A 22,126-nucleotide genomic window follows, 5' to 3' on the forward strand; every position below is an offset into this window, starting at 1 on the left:
AAAACGGACCAAAGTCGATGGATTATCGAACCCGGTAGTTTAACTGGCCCAGAGGCTAAAAACTACAGCAGATCTTGGGGATCGCGCTCCAGGTGCCAGCGAACCCGGCGATCCGGCTCCAGCGCCTGCAGCTGGGGCAGCCAGGCCTCCAACGCCTGCTGCAGCTGGGGCCGTTTGGGGGCCAGGATCAGCGCCTGGAAACGGAACTTGCCCGCCTTGCGCTCCATCGGCGCCGGCATCGGACCGATCATCTGCACTCCCTCGCCCTGAAGCAGACCCTTGGCGTTGCGAATAAACTGCTGGGCCAGCGGGCCCTGACCGGACTCCGCCCGGAGGATGGCCAACTGCCAATAGGGCGGCAGCTGCGCCTGTTTGCGCTCGGTCAGGGCGTCACCGGCAAAGGCGCCGTAGCCCGCCCCCATCAGCTGGTGCAGCAACGGGTGTTCCGGCTGGTGGGTCTGCAACACCACCTCGCCGGCCTTGCTGGCCCGGCCGGCGCGGCCCGCCACCTGGACGTAGAGCTGGGCCAGCCGCTCGGCGGCGCGGAAATCGGCGGAGAACAGCGCTGAATCAACGTCCAGCATCGCCACCAGGGTGACGTCGGGGAAGTGGTGACCCTTGGCCAGCATCTGGGTGCCCACCAGTATCTTGGCCTGGCCCGAGCGGATCAGCTCCAGCTTGTCCTCCAGGCTGCCCTTGCGACTGGTGGAGTCGCGGTCGATGCGGACCGAGGGGTAGCCGGGGAACAACCGCTCCAGTGCCCCCTCCAGCTGTTCAGTGCCGACCCCGCGGGTGAACAGTTGGGTGGAGCCGCAGTCGGGACACTGCTTGGGCAGGTTACGCTGGCTGCCGCAGTGGTGGCACATCACCATGTTGGCGCCCTGGTGGACGGTGTAGAAGGCGTCGCAGCGCTGACACTCATGCAGGTGACCACACTCTTGGCACAGCAGCGCCGGGGCAAAGCCACGGCGATTAAGGAACAGCATCACCTGGTTGCCCGCCTCCAGGTGGGTGCGGATCCGCTCGATCAGCGGGGATGACAGGCCGGCGTCCAGGTTTTGATTGCGGATGTCCTGCAGGATTTGCTTTACCGGTCGGCCCAGGCCGGCGCGCTGACTCAGCTCCAGCTTGCGGTAGCGACCGGATTGCACGTTGTTGAGGGTCTCCAGCGACGGCGTGGCGCTGCCGAGGATGATTGGCACCTGTTGCAGCTGGGCCCGCATCACCGCAAGGTCACGGCCATGGTAGCGAAACCCCTCCTGCTGCTTGAAGCTGGCGTCGTGCTCTTCGTCGATGACGATCAGCCCCAGCTTGGGCAGGGGGGTGAACAGGGCAGATCGGGTACCCAGCACGATGGCCGCGGCACCGGCCCGGGCGCGCTGCCAGCTGGCCAGCCGCTCGCTGTCATTGACGTTGGAGTGCAGCACCTCCATCGGCAGCGGGAAGCGGCGCTGGAAGCGGGCGATGGTTTGCGGCGTCAGCCCGATCTCCGGCACCAGCACCAGCACGTTCTGGCCCCGGCGCAGCACCTGCTCCATCACTGTCAGGTAGACCTCGGTTTTACCGGAGCCGGTCACCCCATCCAGCAGGTAGGCGGCAAAACCGGTGTCGGCCTGGATCGCCGCCACCGCCACCGCCTGTTCGGCGTTGAGGGTGGGTGGGGTTTCCCCCAGCTCAAACTCGGTGGGCCAGTCGGCGCTCAGCTGTGGGGTTTGCCAGTCCAACTGCAGCAGCTCTTTCTGCTCCAGTCCCTTAAGGGCGGTGCGGCTGAACTCCAGCTCGCTGACCCTGTCATCCTCAAGCTGTCCCTGGCGCTGCAAAAAGGCCAGCAGCCGGGCCTGTTGCGGAGCCCGTTTGAGGCCGTTGGCGTCGGCCTGTTGACCCGCCTCGGTCAGTTGCCAGATCCCCCGGGCCTTGGGTTCGCTGTCTTCCCCCTTGCGCAGCTTGACCGGCAGCAGCTGGGGCAGCACCATCCCCAGCGGCGACAGGTAGTAGCGGCTGGCGGTATTGGCCAACTTCCACAGGCTGGGGGGCAGTAATGGCTCCGGGTCCAGCACCTCGGTGAGGGGCTTGAGCTTGCTGGCGGGTAGATCGCACTGCTCGGCGAGGGCCACCACAAAGCCGATCTGCTGGCGTTGGCCAAAGGGCACCCTGACCCGTGCGCCGATCTTGGGCAGGGGCTCGCCCTCGATGGGCAGGTAGCTGAACAGGCGGGGCAGAGGCACCGGCAGGGCGATCTGTATAAACACGGGCAGTTGGGATTGGACTGAGATTGGCTAAGTGCTTATTACCCTATCAGAGCCGCCCGGGTTTCTCAGAACAAAAGCGATAATTCACTGGGACTTCCGGAGAAAACGCGATCCAGGGCGAGCAGGGATAGGCCAGGCTGCCGGGCCGAAAGCTTGAGTCGGAACAAGGCTTTAATCCATTGAGGCGCAATGGGTTGGCAAAACGGTGCAGAAAATCACCAATGGCAGTTGCGGATGGGCCGTGGTTGCTATAGAATTTCGCGCCCTAAACCTATGTGTAACTACGTGTGGTGTCCGGCTTAGAATCGGATAGCGACACGGCCTTTGATTGAGGTTTCCCATGAAACAAGGTATCCACCCGAACTACGTAGAGATCACCGCCAACTGCTCCTGCGGTAACGTGATCAAGACCCGCTCCACCGTTGCCAAAGACATCCACCTGGATGTGTGCTCCGAGTGCCACCCGTTCTACACCGGTAAGCAGAAGGTTGTAGACACCGGCGGTCGTGTTGAGAAGTTCAAGAACCGTTTCGGCTCTCTGTCTTCCAAGAAGTAAGACAGCCATTAGGTTCGAAGAGGGGCGCCCAGTGTGGCGCCCCTTCTTTTTGCCTCGCGTTCCCGTTTTGCCATCGGACCCATCTGATCCTGCCTCTCTTCCTTCCTCGCTCTGCCCTGGCCGTCGACCCCTTTAAGTAACGCAAAGATCACACTTCATCTCTGATACATATGATTCAGGTGACAGTTTGTGAATTTTTGTGAGCTGTGCATTGATTTTGCCTGCCAACGGAGTATGTTTTGCGCGTTCCCTATGAATTTTCACCCTCAGTGACTGGGATAACAGCACAATGACCGATCTGCGCGAACAAGCTCTGGAATACCACGCCCAACCCGTCCCCGGCAAAATCAGCATTGCCCTTACCAAACCCGCCGAGACTCAACACGACCTTGCCCTGGCCTACAGCCCGGGTGTGGCTGAACCGGTGCGGGAGATCGCCGCCAACCCGGACGAGGCGTTCCGTTACACCAACAAGGGCAACCTGGTGGCGGTGATCACCAACGGCACCGCTATCCTCGGGCTGGGTAATTTGGGCCCGCTGGCCTCGAAGCCGGTGATGGAGGGCAAGGCCCTGCTGTTCAAGCGCTTTGCCAACATTGATTCCATCGATATCGAGGTAAAGCACCGCACGCCCGAGGAGTTCATCGACACCGTGGCCAACATTGCCGACACCTTCGGTGGCATCAACCTGGAAGATATCCGCGCGCCGGAGTGCTTCGAGATTGAGAAGCAGCTGATTGAACGCTGCCAGGTGCCGGTGTTCCATGATGATCAGCACGGCACCGCCATCGTCACCGCCGCCGGCATGCTCAACGCGTTGGAGATCCAGGGAAAGGCGCTATGTGACAGCACCATCGTCTGCCTGGGGGCGGGTGCTGCCGCCATCGCCTGCATGGAACTGCTGATCAAATGCGGCGCGATGCGGGAGAAGATCTACATGCTCGACCGCAAGGGCGTGATCCATACCCGTCGGGAAGACCTCAACGAATACAAGAAGCTGTTCGCCAACAACACCGATAAGCGCACCCTGCAGGAGGTGATTGTCGATGCCGATGTCTTTGTCGGGGTCTCCGGTCCGGACCTGCTCTCTGCCGAGGACGTGCAGCTGATGGCGGACAAGCCGGTGATCTTTGCCTGCTCCAACCCGGATCCGGAGATAAAGCCGGAACTGGCCCGTCAGGCCCGCCCCGATGTGATCATGGGCACCGGGCGCAGTGACTACCCCAACCAGGTCAACAATGTGCTCTGCTTCCCCTTTATCTTCCGTGGCGCACTGGATGTGCGCGCCCGGGCGATCAACGACGCCATGAAGGTGGCGGCAGTGGAGGCGTTGCGTCAGCTGGCCAAGGAGCCGGTGCCTGAGGCGGTACTGCAGGCCTACGGCGCCACCGAGATGCGCTTTGGCCCGGACTATGTGCTGCCCAAGCCGGTGGACAGTCGACTACTGCCCCGCATCGCCAAGGCGGTAGCGCTGGCGGCAATCGAATCCGGGGTGGCGGGGATCGACACGCTGCCGGAGGATTACCTGGCGGACGCGGAATAGGACGGGATCCAAATTCGGTACAGATTCCAGTCAGTAATGGAGTTACACTAATAGGGTTCGCCAAGGCGAGCCCTTTTTCTTTGAACTGACCCACTGAACCGACTCGATGCTGAGATTGATCCCCGCTCTGGCCCTGCTGGCCAGTTTTTCCCTGTACGCCGTGCCCGGTGCGGAAGAGAAGCCGCAATGGGGGATCGCCATTGGCGCCCGCTATGCCGATATCCCCTACGACACCGACGTCGATCAGGTGATGGACATGACGCCGCTGATGTACTTCCAGTCGGAGTACTTCTACCTGCACGGTTTGGAGGGGGGGATCCACCTGTGGAATGGCGAGCAGCATCAGGCCACCCTGTTTTCCCGCTATCGCTTCTTCGATATCCCCCGGGAGTTTCAGAACGAGGTGCAGGAAGACAGCTTCGATACTGGCCTGCGCTATCGCTTCCTGCCGGGTCAGCAAGACTTCATTGACGTCGAACTGCTCAGTGACGGCAGCGGCCGCAGCTATGGTCACCTGCGCTACGGCTTCTACCACCAGGAGGGGGGCCTGGAGCTGTGGCCAACCCTGTCACTGGACTGGCGCTCCAGTGCCTTTAATGATCGCTATTACGGCCTCAACATGTACGAGGCGGGCAGTGACGTCGGCGGCAGTGCCGGGCTGGAGATGCGCTACCACGTCGCCAGCAACCTCTACCTGCTGGGCAACGCCGAGGTGAATGTCCTCGGCGGGGACCTGGGCGATCTGCCCACCCTACAAAGTCGCTATAACCTGGAGACCTTCGTCGGTTTTGGCTTCTTTCCGGAGCCGGGCAAGCAGCGTGGCACCCCCTACGACTTCTCTTCCCTCGAGGGGCATTACGTGCGGCTGGCCCACGGCTGGGCGACCGAGTCCAACATGGGGGATATCCTGGCGGGGGACTGGGTGGAGGATCCCTTTGGCAACCAGCTGACCTCGGTGTTCTGGGGGATCCCGCTGACCCAGTCGCTGTTCTCGCTGCCCATCGACGTCTACTTTAATCCGGGCTTTATCTACCACCACAGCTCCGAGGTGCAGGACCCCACCTACGAGGGGGTGCTGTCGTTCAAGGCCTACTACACCTTCACCTGGCCGATCCGCTGGCGCATCGGTGCTGCGGAGGGTCTGTCCTACGTGAAGGACATCACCTACATCGAGCAGATCGAGATGGACCGCAAGGGTTATCGTCCCTCTAACCTGATGAACTACCTCGATGTCTCACTGGATGCCAACCTGGGCGACCTGTTTGGCACCTCCAAGCTGGATAACCTGTGGCTGGGCTACAGCCTGCACCACCGCAGCGCCATCTTCGAGACCTCCTCCCAGTTTGGTCGCATCAAAGGCGGCAGCAACTACAACACCATCACCCTGCAGTGGCACTTTTGAGGCGCTAGCGGCGCCGGTCGATCTGATGGCCGGCCTGCTGCAGCGCGTCGATGGCATCCTCCAACCGCTCAGCTTTCACCAACAGATAATCGGTATCGAAGGTGGAGAGGGCGAACAGCGACACCCCGGCGTCGGCCAGTACCTGGCTTAACTGAGCCAGGATCCCCACCAGGCTGAAGTCCAGCGGGCCGGCGACCTTGAGGGCCCGCCAGCCGGGCTCCATTTTTGCCCCTTCTACAGTGCAACTGGCCGGCAGCACCAGCGAGAGTTCCTCGTCGGTGCGGGTGAGGGAGAAAAAGGGCGCCGCCAGCCAGGCGGGGTCGATGGGGCTGTGCGGCGGCAGACGCAGGATCTGCAGCTCGGTGGGGAGCAGGGTCAGGTGCATCGGGCCTCCTTGGCGATTGCTGCCATCCTACTGCCCCCACTGTGCCAGCTTCGCCGCTGGCACAGTGAGGGCTAGGTGGTCAGCAGGTAGTAGAGTGAGCGCAGGATCAGCAGGCCACCGGCACTGGCGCACAGCAGCAGGGTGGCTTGCTTCAGTCGGTCGGGATTGACGTGCTGCACCAGCCGGTCCCCCAGCACAAAGCCGATGAACACCGGCGGGATCAGCCACAGCCCCTTGAAGAAATCGTCCCAGCCGAAGGCCCCGGCCAGCAACAGCAACAGCAACGACAGGGCGGCGCTGAACACGAAAAAGCCCGCCAGGGTGTTGCGCATGGCGGCAGCGGACTGGTTGTTGTTGAGCAGCAGGGCCAGTGGCGGGCCCCCCATGGCGGAGATGGCGGCGAACACCCCGGAGATCACCCCGGCACCGAACAGGTTGCGGCCGGTCAGGGCCAGGCTGACCTTATGGTGGGTCAGCCACACCGCCATTAGCACGATGGCGCCAATGGCCAATCCCAGCCAGTGTACCGAGGCCACCAGCAACAGCCAGGTACCCAGCACCCCGCCGGGCAGTCGGCCCAACAGGGCGGGCTTGAGGATCCCCATCTGCAGGGTGAAGCCGGTGCGGGCCAGGGTGAACAGCGACACCAGCAGCCCCATCATGATGATGGGGCCGGGTACCCAGCTGGGATCGATCAGGTAGAGCAGCGGGGTGACCACCACCGCCAGGCCAAAGCCGATGGCGCTTTGCACCAGGGCACCGAGGCAGACCACCAGCCAGATCAGGCTCAGCTCGGACAGGGGGATCATCGGCGATGGCTCCGGTTGAGAACAAAACGCCTGCTCGGAGGCAGGCGTTGGGTCAGGGGGAGGGGCTTATTCTTCGATCTGCTCGGGGTCCAGGCCCAGCTCCACCATCAGGGCGCGGGCTTCTGCCGGCAGGCCGTCGGGGCGGTCCTTGCGCAGGTCCTCATCCGCCGGCAGGGGCTGGCCGGTGTAGGCGTGCAGGAACGCCTCGCACAACAGCTCGCTGTTGGTGGCATGACGCAGGTTGTTAACCTGTCGGCGGGTACGCTCATCGGTAAGAATCTTCAATACTTTCAGAGGAATAGAGACAGTAATCTTCTTTACTTGCTCATTCTTCTTACCGTGTTCCGCGTACGGGCTGATGTACTCGCCATTCCACTCGATACTCATCGATGCACCTATAAGTCTTGATAACGATTGCAATTTTAAACTCATGGCCGGGAGAGTCAATGTATTGCCATCTGAACCCTTACACGTTTAGACGGCTAAACGTCTTGACGCCCAATAATCGCAACGTTACCTTAATCAATCATCGCAATCCAGTTTTGTGCGTCAGTTTGGAGGATGCCACCGATGAGCCAGCTCAAGTCCGCGACCATTGCCGCCCGTGAGGGGATCGAAAGCGATACCCAGCACGGGGCTGTGGTACCGCCCATCTACCTGTCCACCAACTACAGCTTCGAGGCCTACGGTCAGCCGCGTCAGTACGATTACGCCCGCAGCGGCAACCCCACCCGGGGCACCCTGTCCCAGGCCCTGGCCAAGCTGGAGGGCGGCGCCGGTGCGGTGGTAACCGCCACCGGCATGGCGGCGATCACCGCGGTGACTGCGCTGCTGGGCAAGGACGATCTGCTGGTGGTGCCCCACGACTGTTACGGTGGCAGCTACCGGCTGTTCACCTCGGTGGCGGCCAAGGGCGGCTACCGGGTGCTGGTGGTGGACCAGACCGATGAAGCGGCACTGGCCGAGGCGTTGGCGCAGAAGCCCAAGATGGTGTGGCTGGAGACCCCGTCCAATCCGCTGCTGCGGCTGGTGGACATCGAGGCGATTGCCGGCCAGGCCAAGGCGGTCGGCGCCCTGGTGGTGGTGGACAACACCTTCCTGTCGCCGGTACTGCAGCTGCCCCTGAGCCTGGGTGCCGACATCGTGGTGCACTCCACCACCAAGTACATCAATGGCCACTCCGATGTGGTTGGTGGCGCGGTGATCGCCAAGGATCCTGAGCTGGCGGAGCAACTGGACTGGTGGGCCAACTGCCTGGGCCTGACAGGTGGCGCCTTTGATGCCTATCTCACCCTGCGCGGGCTGCGCACCCTGCCACTGCGGATGAAGCAGCACCAGGCCAATGCCGAGGCGGTGGTGGCGCTGCTGCAGTCCCACCCGGCGGTGGGCAAGATCTACTACCCCGGCCTGCCGGATCACCCTCAACACCAGCTGGCCCAGCGTCAGCAAAGCGGCTTTGGTGCCATGCTCAGCTTCGAGCTGGCCGGCGGTGAAGCCGCGGTGCCCGCCTTCCTGGAGCGGCTACAGGTGTTCAGCGTGGCGGAGAGCCTGGGCGGGGTGGAGTCGCTGGCGGCACACCCGGGCACCATGACCCACCGTGGCATGGTGCCGGAGGCCCGGGCCAAGGCCGGGATCTCCGAAGCCCTGATCCGTATCTCGGTGGGGATCGAAGACCCCGCCGATCTGGTGGCGGATCTGCAGCAGGCATTGGGTTAACAGGGAGGAACAGTCGTGCCGCGTCGTTTTCTACACAAGTTTGGGGGCTCCAGCCTGGCGGATGCCGATTGCTATCGCCGGGTAGCCCATATCCTGCTGACCCAGGGCAGCAGCGATGATCTGGTGGTGGTCTCTGCCGCCGGCAAGACCACCAATCAATTGATCGCCCTGCTGCAGCGGGCAGAGAGTCAGCGCGGCTACGAAGCGGAGCTGCAACAGTTGGAGCAGTTCCAGCAGGCGCTGATCCTTAAGCTGCTGCTGGGGCCGGAAGCCGGCGCCCTCAAAACCCAGCTGTGTGCCGATCTGGTTCAGCTGCGCCAGTGGCTGGCCAAGCCGCAGCCACCTCGGGCCCAGATCCAGGCGCTGGGCGAGGTATGGAGTGCTCGCTTGCTGGCAGCTCTGCTGGGTCAACTGGGGGTCCAGGCCCTGGCCCTGGATGCCCGCCGTTTCCTCACCGTGCAGGACGACCTGACCCCGGATTACCAGCGCAGCGCCGATGCCCTGGCCCAGACCCTGGCGTCCCACCCGGATACCCGGGTGGTGATCACCGGCTTTGTTGCCAGCAACAGCGACGGCGACAGCGTTTTGCTGGGCCGCAACGGCTCCGACTACAGTGCCACGGTGATCGCCGCCCTGGCCGGGGTGGCCCAGGCCACCATCTGGACCGACGTCCAGGGCGTGTTCAACGCCGATCCCAACCTGCTGCAGGATGCCCGCTTGCAAGCGGAGCTGTCGCTGGAGGAGGCCGACCGATTGGCCCGCCTGGGCTCGCCGGTGCTGCACAGCCGCACCCTGCAGCCGCTCAAGCGCCAGCCGATGGCGCTGCATGTGCGCTCCAGCTACACCCCGGAGCAGCCCTACACCAAGATCCTCGACCAAGGCGCCCGGGCGGAGCCGGTGATCACCAGCCTGGACCGGGTGGTGGTGCTGAAACTGCCGGTGGCCAGCCTGGCCGCCGCCCAATCGCTGCTGGCGGAGCACGGCCTGTTGCCGCTGCTGCAATACCCGGATAAGGGCGCCCTGGTGCTGACCGAAGAGCAGGCGCCCCAGGCGGAGTCGCTGCTGAGCGAGCAACTGACGCCAGAATTTGAGCGGGTCGAGGGCCTGGGCATGGTGGCCCTGGTCAGCCGTCATGCCGGTCGCCTGGCGGGGGCCTTTGCCCGGCTGCTGGGGCGTCGCGCCTGGCCGTTACAGTCCGATGCCATGGCCCTGATCACTCTGGTGCCGGAGCAGGAGGTGGCAGACCTCACCGCTCGTGCCCACCGTCGCTGCGCCGGCCCATTGAAGAAGATTGGCCTGCTGGTGGCGGGCAAAGGCAACATCGGTGCCGCCTGGCTGACCCAGTTTGCCCACTACCAGCGTCGCATCAGCGATGAGCTGGAGGCGGAGTTGTCGCTGGTGGCTATCCTGGGTCGGTCCCAGGCGCTGCTGCAGCCGGAGGGGATCGATTGCGCCCAATGGCAGAGCCAGTTTGAGCAGCAGGCCCAGCCCTACCAGCTGGATGCCTTGATCGAGCAGGCCGCTAGCCTGCCCTACGATGAGCTGATCTTCCTCGACATCACCGCCAGTGGCGAGCTGGCCCGGGCCTACCCACAGCTGCTGTCCCACGGCGTTCATCTGATCTCCGCCAACAAGCAGGCGGGCAGTGACCAGATGGACAACTACCGCGAACTCAAGAACAAGCTGGCCCAGCGCCACCTGTACTGGCGCTATAACGCCACCGTCGGCGCCGGTCTGCCGGTGTTCTACGCCATCGACGACCTGCAGCGCGGCGGCGATACCCTGAGCCGCATCGAGGGGGTGTTCTCCGGTACCCTGAGTTGGTTGTTCCACCACTTCGATGGCAGCAAGCCGTTTTCCCAGCTGGTGCTGGAGGCCAAGGCCAAGGGCTTTACCGAGCCGGATCCCCGTGAGGATCTCGGTGGTGTGGACATGCAGCGTAAGCTGCTGATCCTGGCCCGCGAGGCGGGATTGGAGCTGGAGCTGGAGCAGATCGGGCTGGAGTCATTGGTGCCGGATAGCCTGGCAGCACTGAGCCCAGACGAGTTCCTCGAGCGCATCGATGAGCTGGACGGGGTGATGAAGGATGCCCTGGCATCGGCCCAGGCGCGGGGACTCTGCCTGCGCTACACCGCCGCACTGACCCTGGCGGAGGGCAAACTCAACGCCAAGGTGGGGCTGGAGCCGGTGGCGCCGGATCACCCCTTTGCCAGCCTGCCGCCGGGCGACAACCAGTTCCTGTTCTACAGTGAGCACTACCCCAATGGCCTGGTGATCCAGGGCCCGGGGGCTGGCCGCGAGGTGACCGCGGCCGCCGTACAATCTGATTTGGTGGCGATCTGCCGCCGCCTACTGCACTGATTCCAGGGAGACCAAGATGGGATTTCATCACGCACAGCAAGTGGAAGCATTGAATGAGCGCCTCAGCTCCCTGACCGATCTCAACGTCTCGTTCGAGTTCTTTCCCCCCAGCACGCCGCAGATGGAGGAGACTCTGTGGGAGTCTATCCAGCGTCTGTCGCCGCTCAAACCCAAGTTTGTTTCGGTCACCTACGGGGCCAACTCCGGCGTGCGTGACCGTACCCACAAGGTGATCGAGCGGATCCACGCCGAGACTGAACTGCAGGCGGCGCCGCACCTGACCCTGGTGGACGCCAGTGACGACGAACTGCGCCAGCTGGCGCGACAGTACTGGCAGCAAGGGGTACGCCATATCGTTGCCCTGCGCGGCGACGTGCCGGCGGGCCAGCCCAACCCCAATCGCTACGCCTCGGATCTGGTGACCCTGCTGAAGGAGGAGCACGATTTCGAGATCTCGGTGGCGGCCTATCCGGAGGTGCACCCGGAGGCCAGCAGTGCCCAGGCGGATCTGATCAACCTCAAGCGCAAGATCGACGCCGGCGCGGACCGGGCCATCACCCAGTTCTTCTTCGACATCGAGGCCTACCTGCGCTTTCGTGACCGCTGCGCCGCGGCGGGGATCGAAGCGGAGATCGTGCCGGGGATCCTGCCGGTCACCAACTACCAGCAGCTGCTGAAGTTTGCCGACTTCGCCAAGATCCGGGTGCCCAACTGGCTGCACCACATGTTCGATGGTCTGGATGATGACCCGGCGACCCGCAAGCTGGTGGGCGCCAACGTGGCGATCGAGATGGCCAAGGTGCTGGCCAAGGAAGGGGTCAGTGATTTCCACTTCTACACCCTCAATCGGGCGGAGCTGTCCTACGCCATCTGCCATGCCCTGGGGGTGCGTCCCGGGGTGTGAGCCTCAGTCCCTGTCGGGGTCGCTGAGTATCAGCCAGACCCCCTCGGTGATGCCGGTCATAAAGGGGTAATCCAGCCGCTCCGCCTTATCGGTGGTGCGGTGGTAATCCTTGTGAGCGGTGACCCCCAGGTAGTACCAGGGCAGACCGGCCCGGTGAAAGGGGTAGTGATCCGAGGCCTTGAGCGGGTCATAGCTGTCTTTGCTGCTGCCCCGGGCGCCCTTCATCCGTCGCGGCCCCTTACGCAGGCAGGCGGTCTGCTGCAGTTGGGCCAGGCCCGCCTCGCCCTGCTCCCAGCCCGGGCGCCACCACAATCGCCCATGGCCCTGCCGATCCGGTCGGCCCACCATATCCAGGTTCAACACCCACGCCAGTGGCACCTCGGCCAGTTGCTGTTGCAGCGCCTGGCTGCCGTGGAGGCCATTCTCTTCCGCATCCAGGGCGGCAAAGATCACCCCATGAGGCAGCGGTTGCTGGTGGGCCCGATGGGCCAGCGCCAGCAGCACCGCCACCCCGCTGGCGTTGTCATCGGCACCGGGATAGATCTGACCCTGGTGCCGGCCCAGGTGATCATAGTGCGCCACCACCAGGCGATAGGGCGGTGGACCGGGGACCCAGGCCACCAGGTTGAGCCCCTGCCTGGGTGCCCAGCCCGGTCCGTACTGGAAGGGGTGGAGGTAGTCCTGCTGCCAGGGCGGCAGGGGACTTAGGCGCTGCTGCAGGTAGGTCGCGGCAAGAATGGCCCCCGGGGTGCCGGTGCGACGACCCGCCATCGCCGGGTCGGTCAGTGCCTGCACATCTTGCTGCAGCTGGCCGAGTAGCACCGGATCAGGGCTTAGCGCCGGGCAGGGGGCCTGGGGGCTTTGGCAGCCGCAGAGGAGCAGGAACAGGGCCGGAAAGAGGCGAACCATATTTCTCCTATCAGTTTGAATAATAAAATTTTTCAACTGTGTGATCCGGCCCGGCGGCAGGGATCGGGCTTTTTGGCACCATAGCATGAATCTGCAGCCGAGGAGCGGACCGCCGTGCGCAATAATCAACCTATCACCGGGCAGGAAAAACGCTACCCTGCCGATACCATCCTGCTCTCCACCACCGACACCCGGGGCAACATCAAGTACGCCAATCCGGATTTTTCCGAGGTGAGTGAGTTCTCCATCGAGGAGTTGCAGGGCGCTCCGCACAACCTGGTCCGCCATCCGGATATGCCGCCCCAGGCGTTCGAATCCCTGTGGCAGCGCATCCGCAGCGGTCGCCCCTGGTTCGGTATCGTCAAGAACCGCACCAAGTCTGGCGACCATTACTGGGTCAACGCCTACGTCACCCCGGTGTATGAGCACGGCGAGATCCACGAGTACCAGTCGGTGCGGCGTCAGCCCCAGGCCCAGCACGTGGCCCAGGCGGAGGCGATCTACGCCCAGCTCAATCGCGGTAAGACCCCCAAGGCGCTGCGCCCGGCCCGAATCGGTTTTGCCCAGCGCCTGGCCCTGGGGGGCGCCGCCATGGCCGCTATCACGGCGGCACTGGCCAGCTGGCAGCCGCTGCTGGGCGGCATCATCGGTGCGCTGCTGACCTTCCTGTTGCTGGCAAGACAGCTGGCGCCGCTGAAGCAGCTGGCACTGCGCTCCCGCGAGTTGGTGGACGATCCGGTGGCCCGTGGGGTGTTTGCCGGTCGCCAGGATGAGATCGGCGACATCGGCCTGGCCATCGACTTTCTCGGTACCGAGCTGGGCGGCGTGGTTGGGCGGATGGCGGACTCCGCCGAATCGCTCTGCGGCATGGGCAAGCAGCTCAATGACACGGTCAAGGACACCGAGCGCCGCGCCACTCAGCAAAGCGAGCAGACCACCGCCGCGGCCACCGCGGTGGAGGAGATGAGTGTCAGCTTTAATGAGGTGGCGGACAATGCCGGCCAGGTGGCCCAGGCGTTGACCCAGAGCCTGGCCGACGCCGATGCCGGCAGCCAGGTGTTGGACCAGGTCTCTGGCGCGATCGAGGGGCTGAGTAATGAGGTGGCGCGGATCGCCGGTGAGGTGGCCACCATTGAGCAGGACAGCCAGGCGATTACCCAGGTACTGGATGTGATCCGCGGCATCGCCGAGCAGACCAACCTGCTGGCCCTGAACGCGGCCATTGAGGCGGCTCGGGCGGGCGAATCTGGTCGTGGCTTTGCCGTGGTGGCGGACGAGGTGCGCAGCCTGGCGCAGCGCACGGCGGAGTCAACCGGTCAGATCGAGAAGATCATCGACCAGTTCCAGCACTCCAGCCAGAACGCCAACCGCGCCATGCAGACCGGTCAGCAGGCGGCGGAGAGTGCGGTGGCGCTGGTGCGGGAGGCGGATCAGGCCTTTGATGCGCTGCGGGACGCGGTCTCCCGGGTGCATGGCCGCAGCGACTCCATCGCCTCGGCGATGAGCCAGCAGCGGATCGTGACCCAGGATATCAGTGCCGCCATCCAGACCATCAGCGACCTGGCCCGTTGCAGTCAGCAACAGGCCCAGAACACCGCCAAGCGGGGCCGGGACATGTCGCGGCTGGCCTCCAAGCAGGCGGAGCTGTCCCGTCAGTTCTGGCAGCATGGCGTAGAGCGGGGACGCTAACGACACTCCGTCAGGTGGGGCTGGAAGCCCTCACCAGGGCGGTATTCAAGAAAGCAGTTGCCGTGCTCCAGATCGCCAAAGCCGATCCGGCTCCACTGGGCGGTCTCCAGGCTGTGATAGGGGCCGTACTGGGCTCGTCGTTGCAGACTCGAGTGCTCGGTCGGTTCGGCAGCCCAGCCTGGATTGAGTAACTCCAGCAAGTAATGGCGCTGGCGATCGCCGGAGCGGTTCTTCGGCCAGCTCGCCACCAGTTGCCAGGGCCCCAGTGAGGTGCTCAAGGTGGCGACGCGGTCCTCTATCCTGGCCAGCCCCGCCTCGGCGCGTGCCTGGCTCACCAGGGTCATCAATTGAGCATTGAGACCCGGTTGCAGCCGCTTCAGCTGCGCCGCCTGCCCGGCTCCCGATAGGCCTGCACCGGGCCAGCCGTAGTGCCAGAGCAGACCCAGGATCGCCAGCGCTGCCACCAGACTGAGCAGCGTCCCTCCTTGTTGTGATCGCATCGCATTCCCTCGCGGTGGGTGTTACCGGACTATAGTCCAGACTTCAGGAAAGCACAGAGTTCACCTGTAAATTCAGAGTCTTCCCATATTGGTTTTGGCCCGATGGCTTGGTGTTTATCCGTTCTGGGGCGTATCTTGGTGGCATCCAAAAGACCAGGAGGGTGTGTGATGGGTCAGATCTACGATTTCGAGGTGGAAAGCAACGGCGGTGAGGCACTGTCGATGAGCCAGTACCAGGGCAAGGTGCTGCTGATTGTGAACACCGCCAGCAAGTGCGGTTTCACTCCCCAGTACGAGGGACTGGAGCAGCTCTACCAGAGCTACCAGGCGCAAGGCTTGGAGGTGCTGGGCTTTCCCTGCAACCAGTTTGGTAACCAGGAACCGGGGGATGCGGCTCAGATCAGCGAATTCTGTCAGCTTAACTTCGGCGTCAGCTTTCCGCTGATGGCCAAGGTGGAGGTCAATGGCAGTGGTGCCCACCCGCTATTTGAGCACCTCAAGCGGCAGGCGCCGGGTCTGCTGGGCAGCAAGGGGATCAAATGGAACTTCACCAAGTTCCTGGTGGATCGTCAGGGTCGGGTGGTGAAGCGCTTCGCCCCCACCGATAAGCCGGAATCGCTTAAGGCGGAGATCGAAGCGCTGCTGGGCGCCTGAGGCAGCTTAGTTGTTGGCGGCGCTGGAGATCCCGCGGGTATTCATGATCCGCTCCGCCTCCTGCCGCTCCGCTTCGCGCTGTGACGCGGTGGTACAGCGACGGGTGGGCATGCGGGAACCCACCGCCACCACCTTGTCGCAGCGATAGCCGTCGGTTCGTGCTTCACTGCTGGTGCTTTGGGCATCGGTGGTGTCGATGCTGCTGCAACCGCTGAGCAGCAGGGCGGTGGCCGCCATTGTCGTGGTCAATACCTTCATCCCGGGAGACTCCTTTCACTGTCGGATGGGGTCTCAACATAGCAATGGCGCGTTAACGCCAGCAAATGACGGCGCCAGCCTGGCGTCAGGCAGGATGGGTTGAGCCGAGCCGGATCCCAGGCAGGATCCTTGGTGTGTATGCTTTTCACCAGCGACTTTAACCTGACTGATGGCACTGGCCAGCCAATTACCCGCAGGGCCGTCGCAGCGGCGGACCGCGGCGGGATAGGGGGTTCGTGATCAGGATCACGAACCGAGCGGCAGGATCACCCGGACCTTAAGACCGGGATGGGTATTGTGCAGCTCGATGTCACCGCCGTGGGCACGCACCAGGTTGCGGGCGATGGACAGGCCCAGGCCAACCCCACCGGTGTGCCGATTGCGTGAGCCCTCCAGCCGCAGGAAGGGCTCAAACACCCGCTCCTGATCCGACTCACTCAGACCTGGCCCCTGGTCCTGGATCTCCACCCAGACGGCGTCGTCATGGCGTTGGTAGCGGACCTCCGCTTGTTCACCGTACTGGACCGCGTTCTCCACCAGGTTGCGCAATGCCCGTTTCAGTCCGCTGGGGCGGGCCAGGAGCACCAGTGGCTCGGCACTGTGGTAGTGCACTGGCTTGCCCAGCTGCTGCAGATCGTCGCACAGGCTCTCCAGCATGGCGTCCAGGTCCAGCTCCCGGCTGGCCTCCTGGTCGCTGCCCTCCCGCAAGAAGGCCAGGGTCGCCTCCGACATCTGTTGCATCTCCTCCAGGGTCGCCAGCAGGGCCTGTTGATCCGGCCCCGGCGGCATCATCTCCACCCGCAGTCGCATGCTGGTGATGGGGGTGCGCAGATCGTGGGATAGCGCCGCCAGCATCCGGGTACGGTCGGACACGTAGCGCTGCAGCCGTTCGTTCATCTGGTTGAAGGCACGGATGGGGCTGCGCAGATCCTCAGGCCCGCGCTCCGCCAGGGGCGCGACCGGCTGGCCTCGGCCCAGTTGGTCGGCGGAGCGGGTCAGCGCCTGCAGCGGACGGGTTAACCGGCGCACCATCCAGACCAGCGCCACCATCAGGGCCGCGGCGGAGATCAGCAAAAAGATCAGGGTCTGCCGGGGCACCAGCGGTGGCGGCTCCGGCAGTTGGCTGTCCAGGTTGAGCCACTGGCCGTCGGCCAGTTGCACCGACAGGGAGAAGAACTCCAGCTTGGGGCGTTTGTCCGGGTGCTCAGACAGGCGCCGCTCCAGCAGGGCTCGGCGCTGATGCTCGGTCATCCGCTCGCCCCGATGCTCGCGCAGGCGGCGCAGTTCCCGCTCCGGCAGCTTGATCCTCAGCGCATGGCTGGCTCGGATACGGCCGGCATACTCCGGCCCCAGGTGCTCCACCAGGCGCTCAATCAGGTGGGCGTCCCGGGGTGTCGGTGGCTGGGCTGGCAGGGCACTGCTGCGATCCAGACTTACCTGGGTGGTGGCGCTGCGGGCGGCGCGCAAGATAGTGGGATAGTAACTGGGGTCGCTGCTCTCCATCAGGCGGACGATGGAGAGGTACTGGCGGCTGATCTGGCCCTGGTTAAGGTTGCCAATGGACTCCTTATGGGCTCCGGCCAACAGGCCGAGGCTGATGGCGAAGGCCAGTACCAGTACCAGCAGCACCAGGGCTACCATCTGGCTGGCCAGGCGCCGGGGCCAGAGCCGTTGTCGAAGCGTTTTCAGCATTGGGTGGTCTCAGCGGTGAGCATGTAGCCACCGCCCCAGACGGTCTTGATCAGGGTCGGCTGTTTCGGGTCCTGCTCCACCTTTTTGCGCAGGCGGCTGATCTGGTTGTCGATGCTGCGATCGAACGGCATCGCCTCACGGCCCTGGGTCAGGTCCATCAGCTGATCGCGGCTGAGCACCTGGCGAGGGTGATCCAGCAGCACCCGCAGCAGGCGATACTCGGCGGTGCTGAGATCCACCACCAGGCCATCCTCCCGCTCCAGCTGGCGCTGATGCAGATCCAGTGACCAGCGATCAAAGCGGATCCGCTCCGCGTCACTGCCGGCAGCGGCGGGCGTGCCCTGTTCTCGGCCGCGCAGCACCGCCTTGATGCGGGCCAGCAGCACCCGGGGATTGAACGGCTTGGTGACGTAATCGTCGGCCCCCACCTCCAGGCCGACGATGGTGTCGGTCTCTTCGCTGAGGGCGGTGAGCATGATCACCGGGATACTGCTCTTCTCTCGTAGCTGGCGGCACAGGGTCAGGCCATCCTCACCGGGCATCATCAGGTCCAGGATCACCAGGTCGATGGCGTGCTGATCCAGCACCGCCCGCATCTGTTCGCCACCATCGGCCAGGTGGGTCTGGTACCCGTGCTGGCTCAGGTAGCGACCGAGCAGGTCGCGGATCTCGTCATGGTCATCGACCACCAGTATCTGCTTTGGCTGCATCTTGTTTCCCGGAGTCTGGAGTCTAGTTTCTGGAATATGGTGTCGATTATACGGCCAGTTGGCTGGCCAATCTGTATCAAAGTTTATCGCTGCCATTGGATACAGATTGCGACAAACTCCGAACGGCTTGGGATATTTGGGTGACATCCGGATGGTTAACTGGGCACCGTCAAATCACCACAGCGAGGAATTACCGATGAAGATGAAAGCCACTGCCCTGTCCCTGATGCTGGCCATGACCACCTTGGCGGGTGCCCCGCTGCTGGCCCAGGCCCACGACGATGCCGGTCAGCCCTCCTACCACAGCGAACGCGGCGAGCGTGGAGAGCGCGGCGAACGCGGTAAGCACCGTGGCCACGGCAAGATGATGAAGCAGATGGACCGGGAGTTCAGTGCCGATGAGATCCGCACCCTGACCGAAGCTCGTCTGATTCAACGGGGCAACGACAACATCATGGTGGGTGACGTGGAGCCTACTGCGGATGGCTACCAGATCACCATCGTGACCAAGGCGGAAGGTGCCTTGGTTGAACAGAAAGAGGTAGCTCGTAACGGCATGCCGCTAGATCGCTACCAGAAGATGGAAGAGCGCAAGGCCCAGCGAGAGGCCAAGCGCGAGGCCCGCGAAGCGCAATAAGCGCCTCGCGGTTCAGCTGGCCCGACGTTGGGCCTGCTGACCGAACATCTGCGCCAGCAGGAAGCCCTTCACCTCGGTGGCGGCCAGGTCGCCATCAAGGCCGGGCTGGCTGGTCACATAACAGGCCCCCAGCTCCGGCGAGCTGGGGGCTCGGCCATGTGAGCCCTTGACCAGGTTGGCGTCGGTGGCGATCACGTCCATCAGGGTGCGCTGCCCCAGCCGCTTCTTCAGCAGCCGCCAGGCCACCGACAGCATGGGGAAGGGCAACCTGGGATCGACGAACAGCTCCACCGGGTCGTAGCCGGGTTTGCGGTGGATCTCCACGGTGCGGGCAAAATCCGGGGCCTGGGCCTCCTCCAGCCAGTAGTAGTAGGTAAACCAGGCCCCGGGGGCGGCGATCACCAGCAGATCGCCACTGCGTTCATGGTCGATGCCTGCCTTGGCCTGATCCTCTTGGTCCAGCACCTGCTCCACCCCGGCCAGCCCCTCCAGGCAGGCCTTGACCGCCGGTCGCAGTTTGGCGTCCTCGACGTAAACGTGGGCTACCTGATGATCTGCCACGGCGAAGGCCTGACTGGCCCCGGGATCAAGCAGCTCCCGGCCTAATTCCTCCCGCACCTGCAGCCAGCCCTGCTGACGCAGTATCCGGTTCAGATGCACCGGGGTGTCCACCGCCTCGATGCCGTACTCCGACAGCACCACCAAGCCGATATCCTCCTGCTCGGCCCGGGCCATCAGTCGGCCTACCTCGGCATCGATCAAGCCCAGCTCCCGCTCTATCTGAGGGTGACCGGGGCCAAATTTCTGCAGGCAGTAGTCCAGGTGGGGAAGGTAGACCAGGGTCAGGGTCGGGCTGTGTTGATCCAGGGTGCGCAGGGTGGCATCGACGATCCAGCGGGAGGAGCGGATGTCGGATTTGGGGCCCCAGAAATGGAACAGCGGAAAGGCGCCCAGCTCGGCGTTGAGGCTGTCGCGCAGCTCGGCGGGGTGGGTATAGATGTCCGGGATTTTGCGGCCATCGGCGGGGTACATCGGACGCACCGTGACCGACACGTCGACGCTGCTGTACATGTTGAACCACCAGAACAGGTTGGCACAGGTGGCGTTGGGATCCTGCTTGCGCATCGCCTCCCACAGTTTTTCGCCGGCCACCAGCTTGTTGGACTGATGCCAGAAGCGCACCTCACACAACGCCTTGTGGTACCAGCCGTTACCGACCACGCCATGGTCCTGGGGCAGGGTACCGGTGAGGTAGCTGGTTTGGGCGCTGCAGGTCACCGCCGGCATCACCGGGGCGATGGTACCGCTGCTGCCGCGCTGCTGCAGGGCCAGCAGGTTGGGGGTGGCGGGGCCGATCAGGTTCCGGCTCAGGCCCACCAGGTTGACCACCATCAGGCGCTGGGTCATTGGATCCCCTCCACCGAGTCCGGGGTCAGCGGCGTTTGCCCCCTCAGCACCGAGTTGCCCTCGAACTGGCGGCGCTGGTCGATGGCCGCCGGCTGCAGCCAGTCCGCCTCGTTAAACTCACCACTTTGGCCATAGGCGGCCAGCGCATTGGCGTAGGCGATGCGGTGGATGTCCGCCTCGGGGATGCCGCGCTGGCGCATCAGCTGGGCGGTCTTGGGCACCGCCAGGGGATCGGATACCCCCCAGTCGGCGCTGGAGTCGATGAAGATCCGCTCGCTGCCATAGCGCTGGGCGATGGCCACCATCCGCTCGCTGCCCATCTTGGTCTGGGGATACAGGGTAAAGGCGGTCCAGTAGCCACGCTCCAGCACCGCTTCCACCGTCAGTTCGTTGTTGTGGTCGATCACCACCCGCTGGGGATCCAGGCCATGTTCCTCGCACAGCGCCATGGTGCGCAGGGTGCCCTGCAGCTTGTCCCGATGCGGGGTGTGCACCATCACCAGCATCTGGTACTCCCGGGCCAGCTCCAGCTGGGCCCGCAGGTAGCGCTCCTCCAGCTCGGTGCCCTCGTCAAAGCCGATCTCGCCGATGGCCACCACTCCCTCCTTGGTCAGGAACAGCGGCAGCAGATCCATCACCGCCTCCGCCAGGGCGGGGTTGTTGGCCTCCTTGGAGTTGAGGCCGACGGTACAGCAGTGGTGGATACCAAACTGGGAGGCCCGAAACCGCTCCCAGCCGACCAGGGTGGCGAGGTAGTCCCGGTAGCTGTCCGCCGAGGTGCGTGGCTGACCCAGCCAGAACGCCGGCTCGATCACCGCCACTACCCCCGCTGCAGCCATCGCCTGGTAGTCGTCGGTGGTGCGGGCGTTCATGTGGATATGGGGGTCAATGTACATGGGCACACTCCTTGTGGTGCTGAAACAGGGGCTCCCAGCCACCGAACTGGGGGCGGGTGGTGGTGTTGGCCATCAGCGCGGCGGCGGTGGGGGCTGGGTTCAATGACAGGGCCAGGGCCGCGGCCTGTTGATGGGCCGGCTGGGGGTGGGCCAGGGCCTGGGCCAGCAGCTCGGCCAGGCCGGGCTGGTCCGGGTGGGGGGCGATGCCGCGCCAGATCTCCCAGGGCACCTCCCGTTGCGCCACCCAACGCTCACGCACGTAGCTGCCCAGCATGGCGGCCAGTTTCGGGTTATGGCGTCGGTCCAGCCCCAGGATCGGGTGCAGGGCGCATTGGTTGAATACCGCCTTCAACACCAGCTGGTTCCAGCCGGCCTCGTCAAAGTGATCGGCGGCAAAGGGGTTGTGATGGGCCACCGCCAGAAACACCGGGATCATGTTGCTGCGGGCCCCTTCCCGGGCCTGGGCCAGGTAGCGCTGGGGCTCTGCCAGCAGCGCCAGTGAACGGTACAGCAGCACCAGCTCCTGCTCGGTGCCGGTGGCAAACAGGGTGGCTAGCAGTGGGTCAAAGCGGTCGCTACCCAGTTGCTGCTGGGCGTTCAGCAGCAGCCACAGTTGGGCCTGGTGAACCGGGGTGCAGTCAAGCAGTGACGGGGGCAGTCCTTGTTGCGTTTGCAGCTCCCAGGTCAGCGCCGGTGTGGTCGGAAAGCGACGATGGCAGAGGGAGAACAGCTTATACAGCCCGGCAGGGTGTGCATTGAGCTGAGGCAGCTGCTGCTGCAGCCAACGAGTCGACTCCGGGGCCTGCCGTTGCAGCATCGCCTGCAGTTGGGTCGCCAGTCGCAAGGCAT

21 protein-coding genes are annotated in these 22,126 nt (G+C 64.2%); 9 read left to right on the forward strand and 12 right to left on the reverse strand.

The annotated features are described in order from the left end of the window. Positions 1-62: 62 nt before the first annotated feature. On the reverse strand, positions 63-2,255 hold the full coding sequence (gene priA, locus BUC04_RS15850; protein WP_067662528.1) for a primosomal protein N': 2,193 nt from the start codon (positions 2,253-2,255) through the stop codon (positions 63-65). Between the two features lie 334 nt (positions 2,256-2,589). Between priA and rpmE the strand changes: the two genes are divergently transcribed. From rpmE to BUC04_RS15865, 3 genes are all read left to right on the forward strand, one after another. Next, entirely contained in the window at positions 2,590-2,805 is a 216-nt protein-coding gene (gene rpmE, locus BUC04_RS15855) for a 50S ribosomal protein L31 (RefSeq protein WP_067662531.1), read from the forward strand. A gap of 289 nt (positions 2,806-3,094) precedes the next feature. Further along, positions 3,095-4,348, forward strand: coding sequence for a malic enzyme-like NAD(P)-binding protein (locus tag BUC04_RS15860; RefSeq protein WP_067662534.1), 1,254 nt, complete (start codon positions 3,095-3,097; stop codon positions 4,346-4,348). 106 nt (positions 4,349-4,454) lie between these two features. Beyond that, positions 4,455-5,750 (forward strand): MipA/OmpV family protein, encoded by a 1,296-nt coding sequence (locus BUC04_RS15865; protein WP_067662537.1) that lies wholly within the window; start codon positions 4,455-4,457, stop codon positions 5,748-5,750. Positions 5,751-5,754: 4 nt separating this feature from the next. On the opposite strand, the gene BUC04_RS15870 is transcribed toward BUC04_RS15865, so the two are convergent. From BUC04_RS15870 to metJ, 3 genes are all read right to left on the reverse strand, one after another. Next, positions 5,755-6,135, reverse strand: a complete 381-nt coding sequence (locus BUC04_RS15870) for an ACT domain-containing protein (RefSeq protein ID WP_067662540.1) — start codon at positions 6,133-6,135, stop codon at positions 5,755-5,757. A gap of 71 nt (positions 6,136-6,206) precedes the next feature. Next, positions 6,207-6,944 (reverse strand): sulfite exporter TauE/SafE family protein, encoded by a 738-nt coding sequence (locus BUC04_RS15875; RefSeq protein ID WP_067662543.1) that lies wholly within the window; start codon positions 6,942-6,944, stop codon positions 6,207-6,209. Positions 6,945-7,010: 66 nt separating this feature from the next. Further along, a complete protein-coding gene (metJ, locus tag BUC04_RS15880; RefSeq protein WP_067662546.1) occupies positions 7,011-7,331 on the reverse strand; it encodes a met regulon transcriptional regulator MetJ in 321 nt (106 codons plus the stop codon). Positions 7,332-7,514: 183 nt separating this feature from the next. On the opposite strand from metJ, the gene metB reads away from it, so the two are divergent. From metB to metF, 3 genes are read left to right on the forward strand one after another with little or no spacing between them, the layout of a single operon-like run. Continuing rightward, positions 7,515-8,660, forward strand: a complete 1,146-nt coding sequence (metB, locus tag BUC04_RS15885; protein ID WP_067662549.1) for a cystathionine gamma-synthase — start codon at positions 7,515-7,517, stop codon at positions 8,658-8,660. Positions 8,661-8,675: 15 nt separating this feature from the next. Beyond that, positions 8,676-11,021, forward strand: a complete 2,346-nt coding sequence (gene metL / locus BUC04_RS15890; protein WP_067662551.1) for a bifunctional aspartate kinase/homoserine dehydrogenase II — start codon at positions 8,676-8,678, stop codon at positions 11,019-11,021. A gap of 16 nt (positions 11,022-11,037) precedes the next feature. Then, positions 11,038-11,925 carry a methylenetetrahydrofolate reductase gene (gene metF / locus BUC04_RS15895; protein ID WP_067662553.1) on the forward strand — a complete coding sequence of 296 codons (888 nt, stop codon included), beginning with the start codon at positions 11,038-11,040 and terminating at the stop codon, positions 11,923-11,925. Positions 11,926-11,928: 3 nt separating this feature from the next. On the opposite strand, the gene BUC04_RS15900 is transcribed toward metF, so the two are convergent. After that, complete coding sequence (locus tag BUC04_RS15900) at positions 11,929-12,834, reverse strand: M28 family peptidase (RefSeq protein WP_067662555.1); 906 nt, start codon at positions 12,832-12,834, stop codon at positions 11,929-11,931. A gap of 114 nt (positions 12,835-12,948) precedes the next feature. Between BUC04_RS15900 and BUC04_RS15905 the strand changes: the two genes are divergently transcribed. Then, positions 12,949-14,523 carry a methyl-accepting chemotaxis protein gene (locus tag BUC04_RS15905; protein ID WP_082766752.1) on the forward strand — a complete coding sequence of 525 codons (1,575 nt, stop codon included), beginning with the start codon at positions 12,949-12,951 and terminating at the stop codon, positions 14,521-14,523. Here BUC04_RS15905 and BUC04_RS15910 read toward each other — a convergent pair. Then, positions 14,520-15,023: a pilus assembly FimT family protein gene (locus BUC04_RS15910; RefSeq protein ID WP_143165754.1), complete on the reverse strand. Its 504-nt coding sequence runs from the start codon at positions 15,021-15,023 to the stop codon at positions 14,520-14,522. The two genes, BUC04_RS15905 and BUC04_RS15910, sit on opposite strands and share 4 nt — an antisense overlap. Positions 15,024-15,191: 168 nt before the next feature. Between BUC04_RS15910 and BUC04_RS15915 the strand changes: the two genes are divergently transcribed. Continuing rightward, positions 15,192-15,677, forward strand: a complete 486-nt coding sequence (locus BUC04_RS15915) for a glutathione peroxidase (RefSeq protein ID WP_067662562.1) — start codon at positions 15,192-15,194, stop codon at positions 15,675-15,677. A 6-nt stretch (positions 15,678-15,683) separates the two neighbouring features. Here the strand turns inward: BUC04_RS15915 and BUC04_RS15920 are convergent, their stop codons facing one another. The 3 genes from BUC04_RS15920 to BUC04_RS15930 all read right to left on the reverse strand — a co-directional run bounded on the left by BUC04_RS15920 (position 15,684) and on the right by BUC04_RS15930 (position 18,337). Next, positions 15,684-15,935: a hypothetical protein gene (locus BUC04_RS15920; RefSeq protein ID WP_143165755.1), complete on the reverse strand. Its 252-nt coding sequence runs from the start codon at positions 15,933-15,935 to the stop codon at positions 15,684-15,686. Between the two features lie 246 nt (positions 15,936-16,181). After that, a complete protein-coding gene (locus BUC04_RS15925; RefSeq protein ID WP_067662568.1) occupies positions 16,182-17,627 on the reverse strand; it encodes an ATP-binding protein in 1,446 nt (481 codons plus the stop codon). Further along, positions 17,621-18,337 (reverse strand): response regulator, encoded by a 717-nt coding sequence (locus tag BUC04_RS15930; RefSeq protein WP_067662571.1) that lies wholly within the window; start codon positions 18,335-18,337, stop codon positions 17,621-17,623. Before BUC04_RS15930 ends, BUC04_RS15925 begins: the two co-directional genes overlap by 7 nt. Positions 18,338-18,533: 196 nt before the next feature. Here BUC04_RS15930 and BUC04_RS15935 point away from each other — a divergent pair, with 196 nt between their 5' ends. Continuing rightward, complete coding sequence (locus BUC04_RS15935; RefSeq protein WP_067662574.1) at positions 18,534-18,974, forward strand: hypothetical protein; 441 nt, start codon at positions 18,534-18,536, stop codon at positions 18,972-18,974. 12 nt (positions 18,975-18,986) lie between these two features. On the opposite strand, the gene BUC04_RS15940 is transcribed toward BUC04_RS15935, so the two are convergent. Genes BUC04_RS15940 through BUC04_RS15950 form a run of 3 tightly spaced genes read right to left on the reverse strand, consistent with a single transcriptional unit; the run spans position 18,987 to position 22,121 of the window. After that, positions 18,987-20,381 (reverse strand): alkaline phosphatase family protein, encoded by a 1,395-nt coding sequence (locus BUC04_RS15940; RefSeq protein ID WP_067662577.1) that lies wholly within the window; start codon positions 20,379-20,381, stop codon positions 18,987-18,989. Continuing rightward, positions 20,378-21,277 (reverse strand): TatD family hydrolase, encoded by a 900-nt coding sequence (locus BUC04_RS15945; RefSeq protein ID WP_067662580.1) that lies wholly within the window; start codon positions 21,275-21,277, stop codon positions 20,378-20,380. Before BUC04_RS15945 ends, BUC04_RS15940 begins: the two co-directional genes overlap by 4 nt. Then, positions 21,267-22,121, reverse strand: a complete 855-nt coding sequence (locus BUC04_RS15950; RefSeq protein WP_067662583.1) for an EboA domain-containing protein — start codon at positions 22,119-22,121, stop codon at positions 21,267-21,269. The genes BUC04_RS15945 and BUC04_RS15950 overlap by 11 nt, the downstream gene beginning before the upstream one ends. Positions 22,122-22,126 lie beyond the last annotated feature (5 nt).

It is taken from the genome of Ferrimonas marina, from assembly GCF_900129905.1.
Lineage (GTDB): Bacteria > Pseudomonadota > Gammaproteobacteria > Enterobacterales > Shewanellaceae > Ferrimonas > Ferrimonas marina.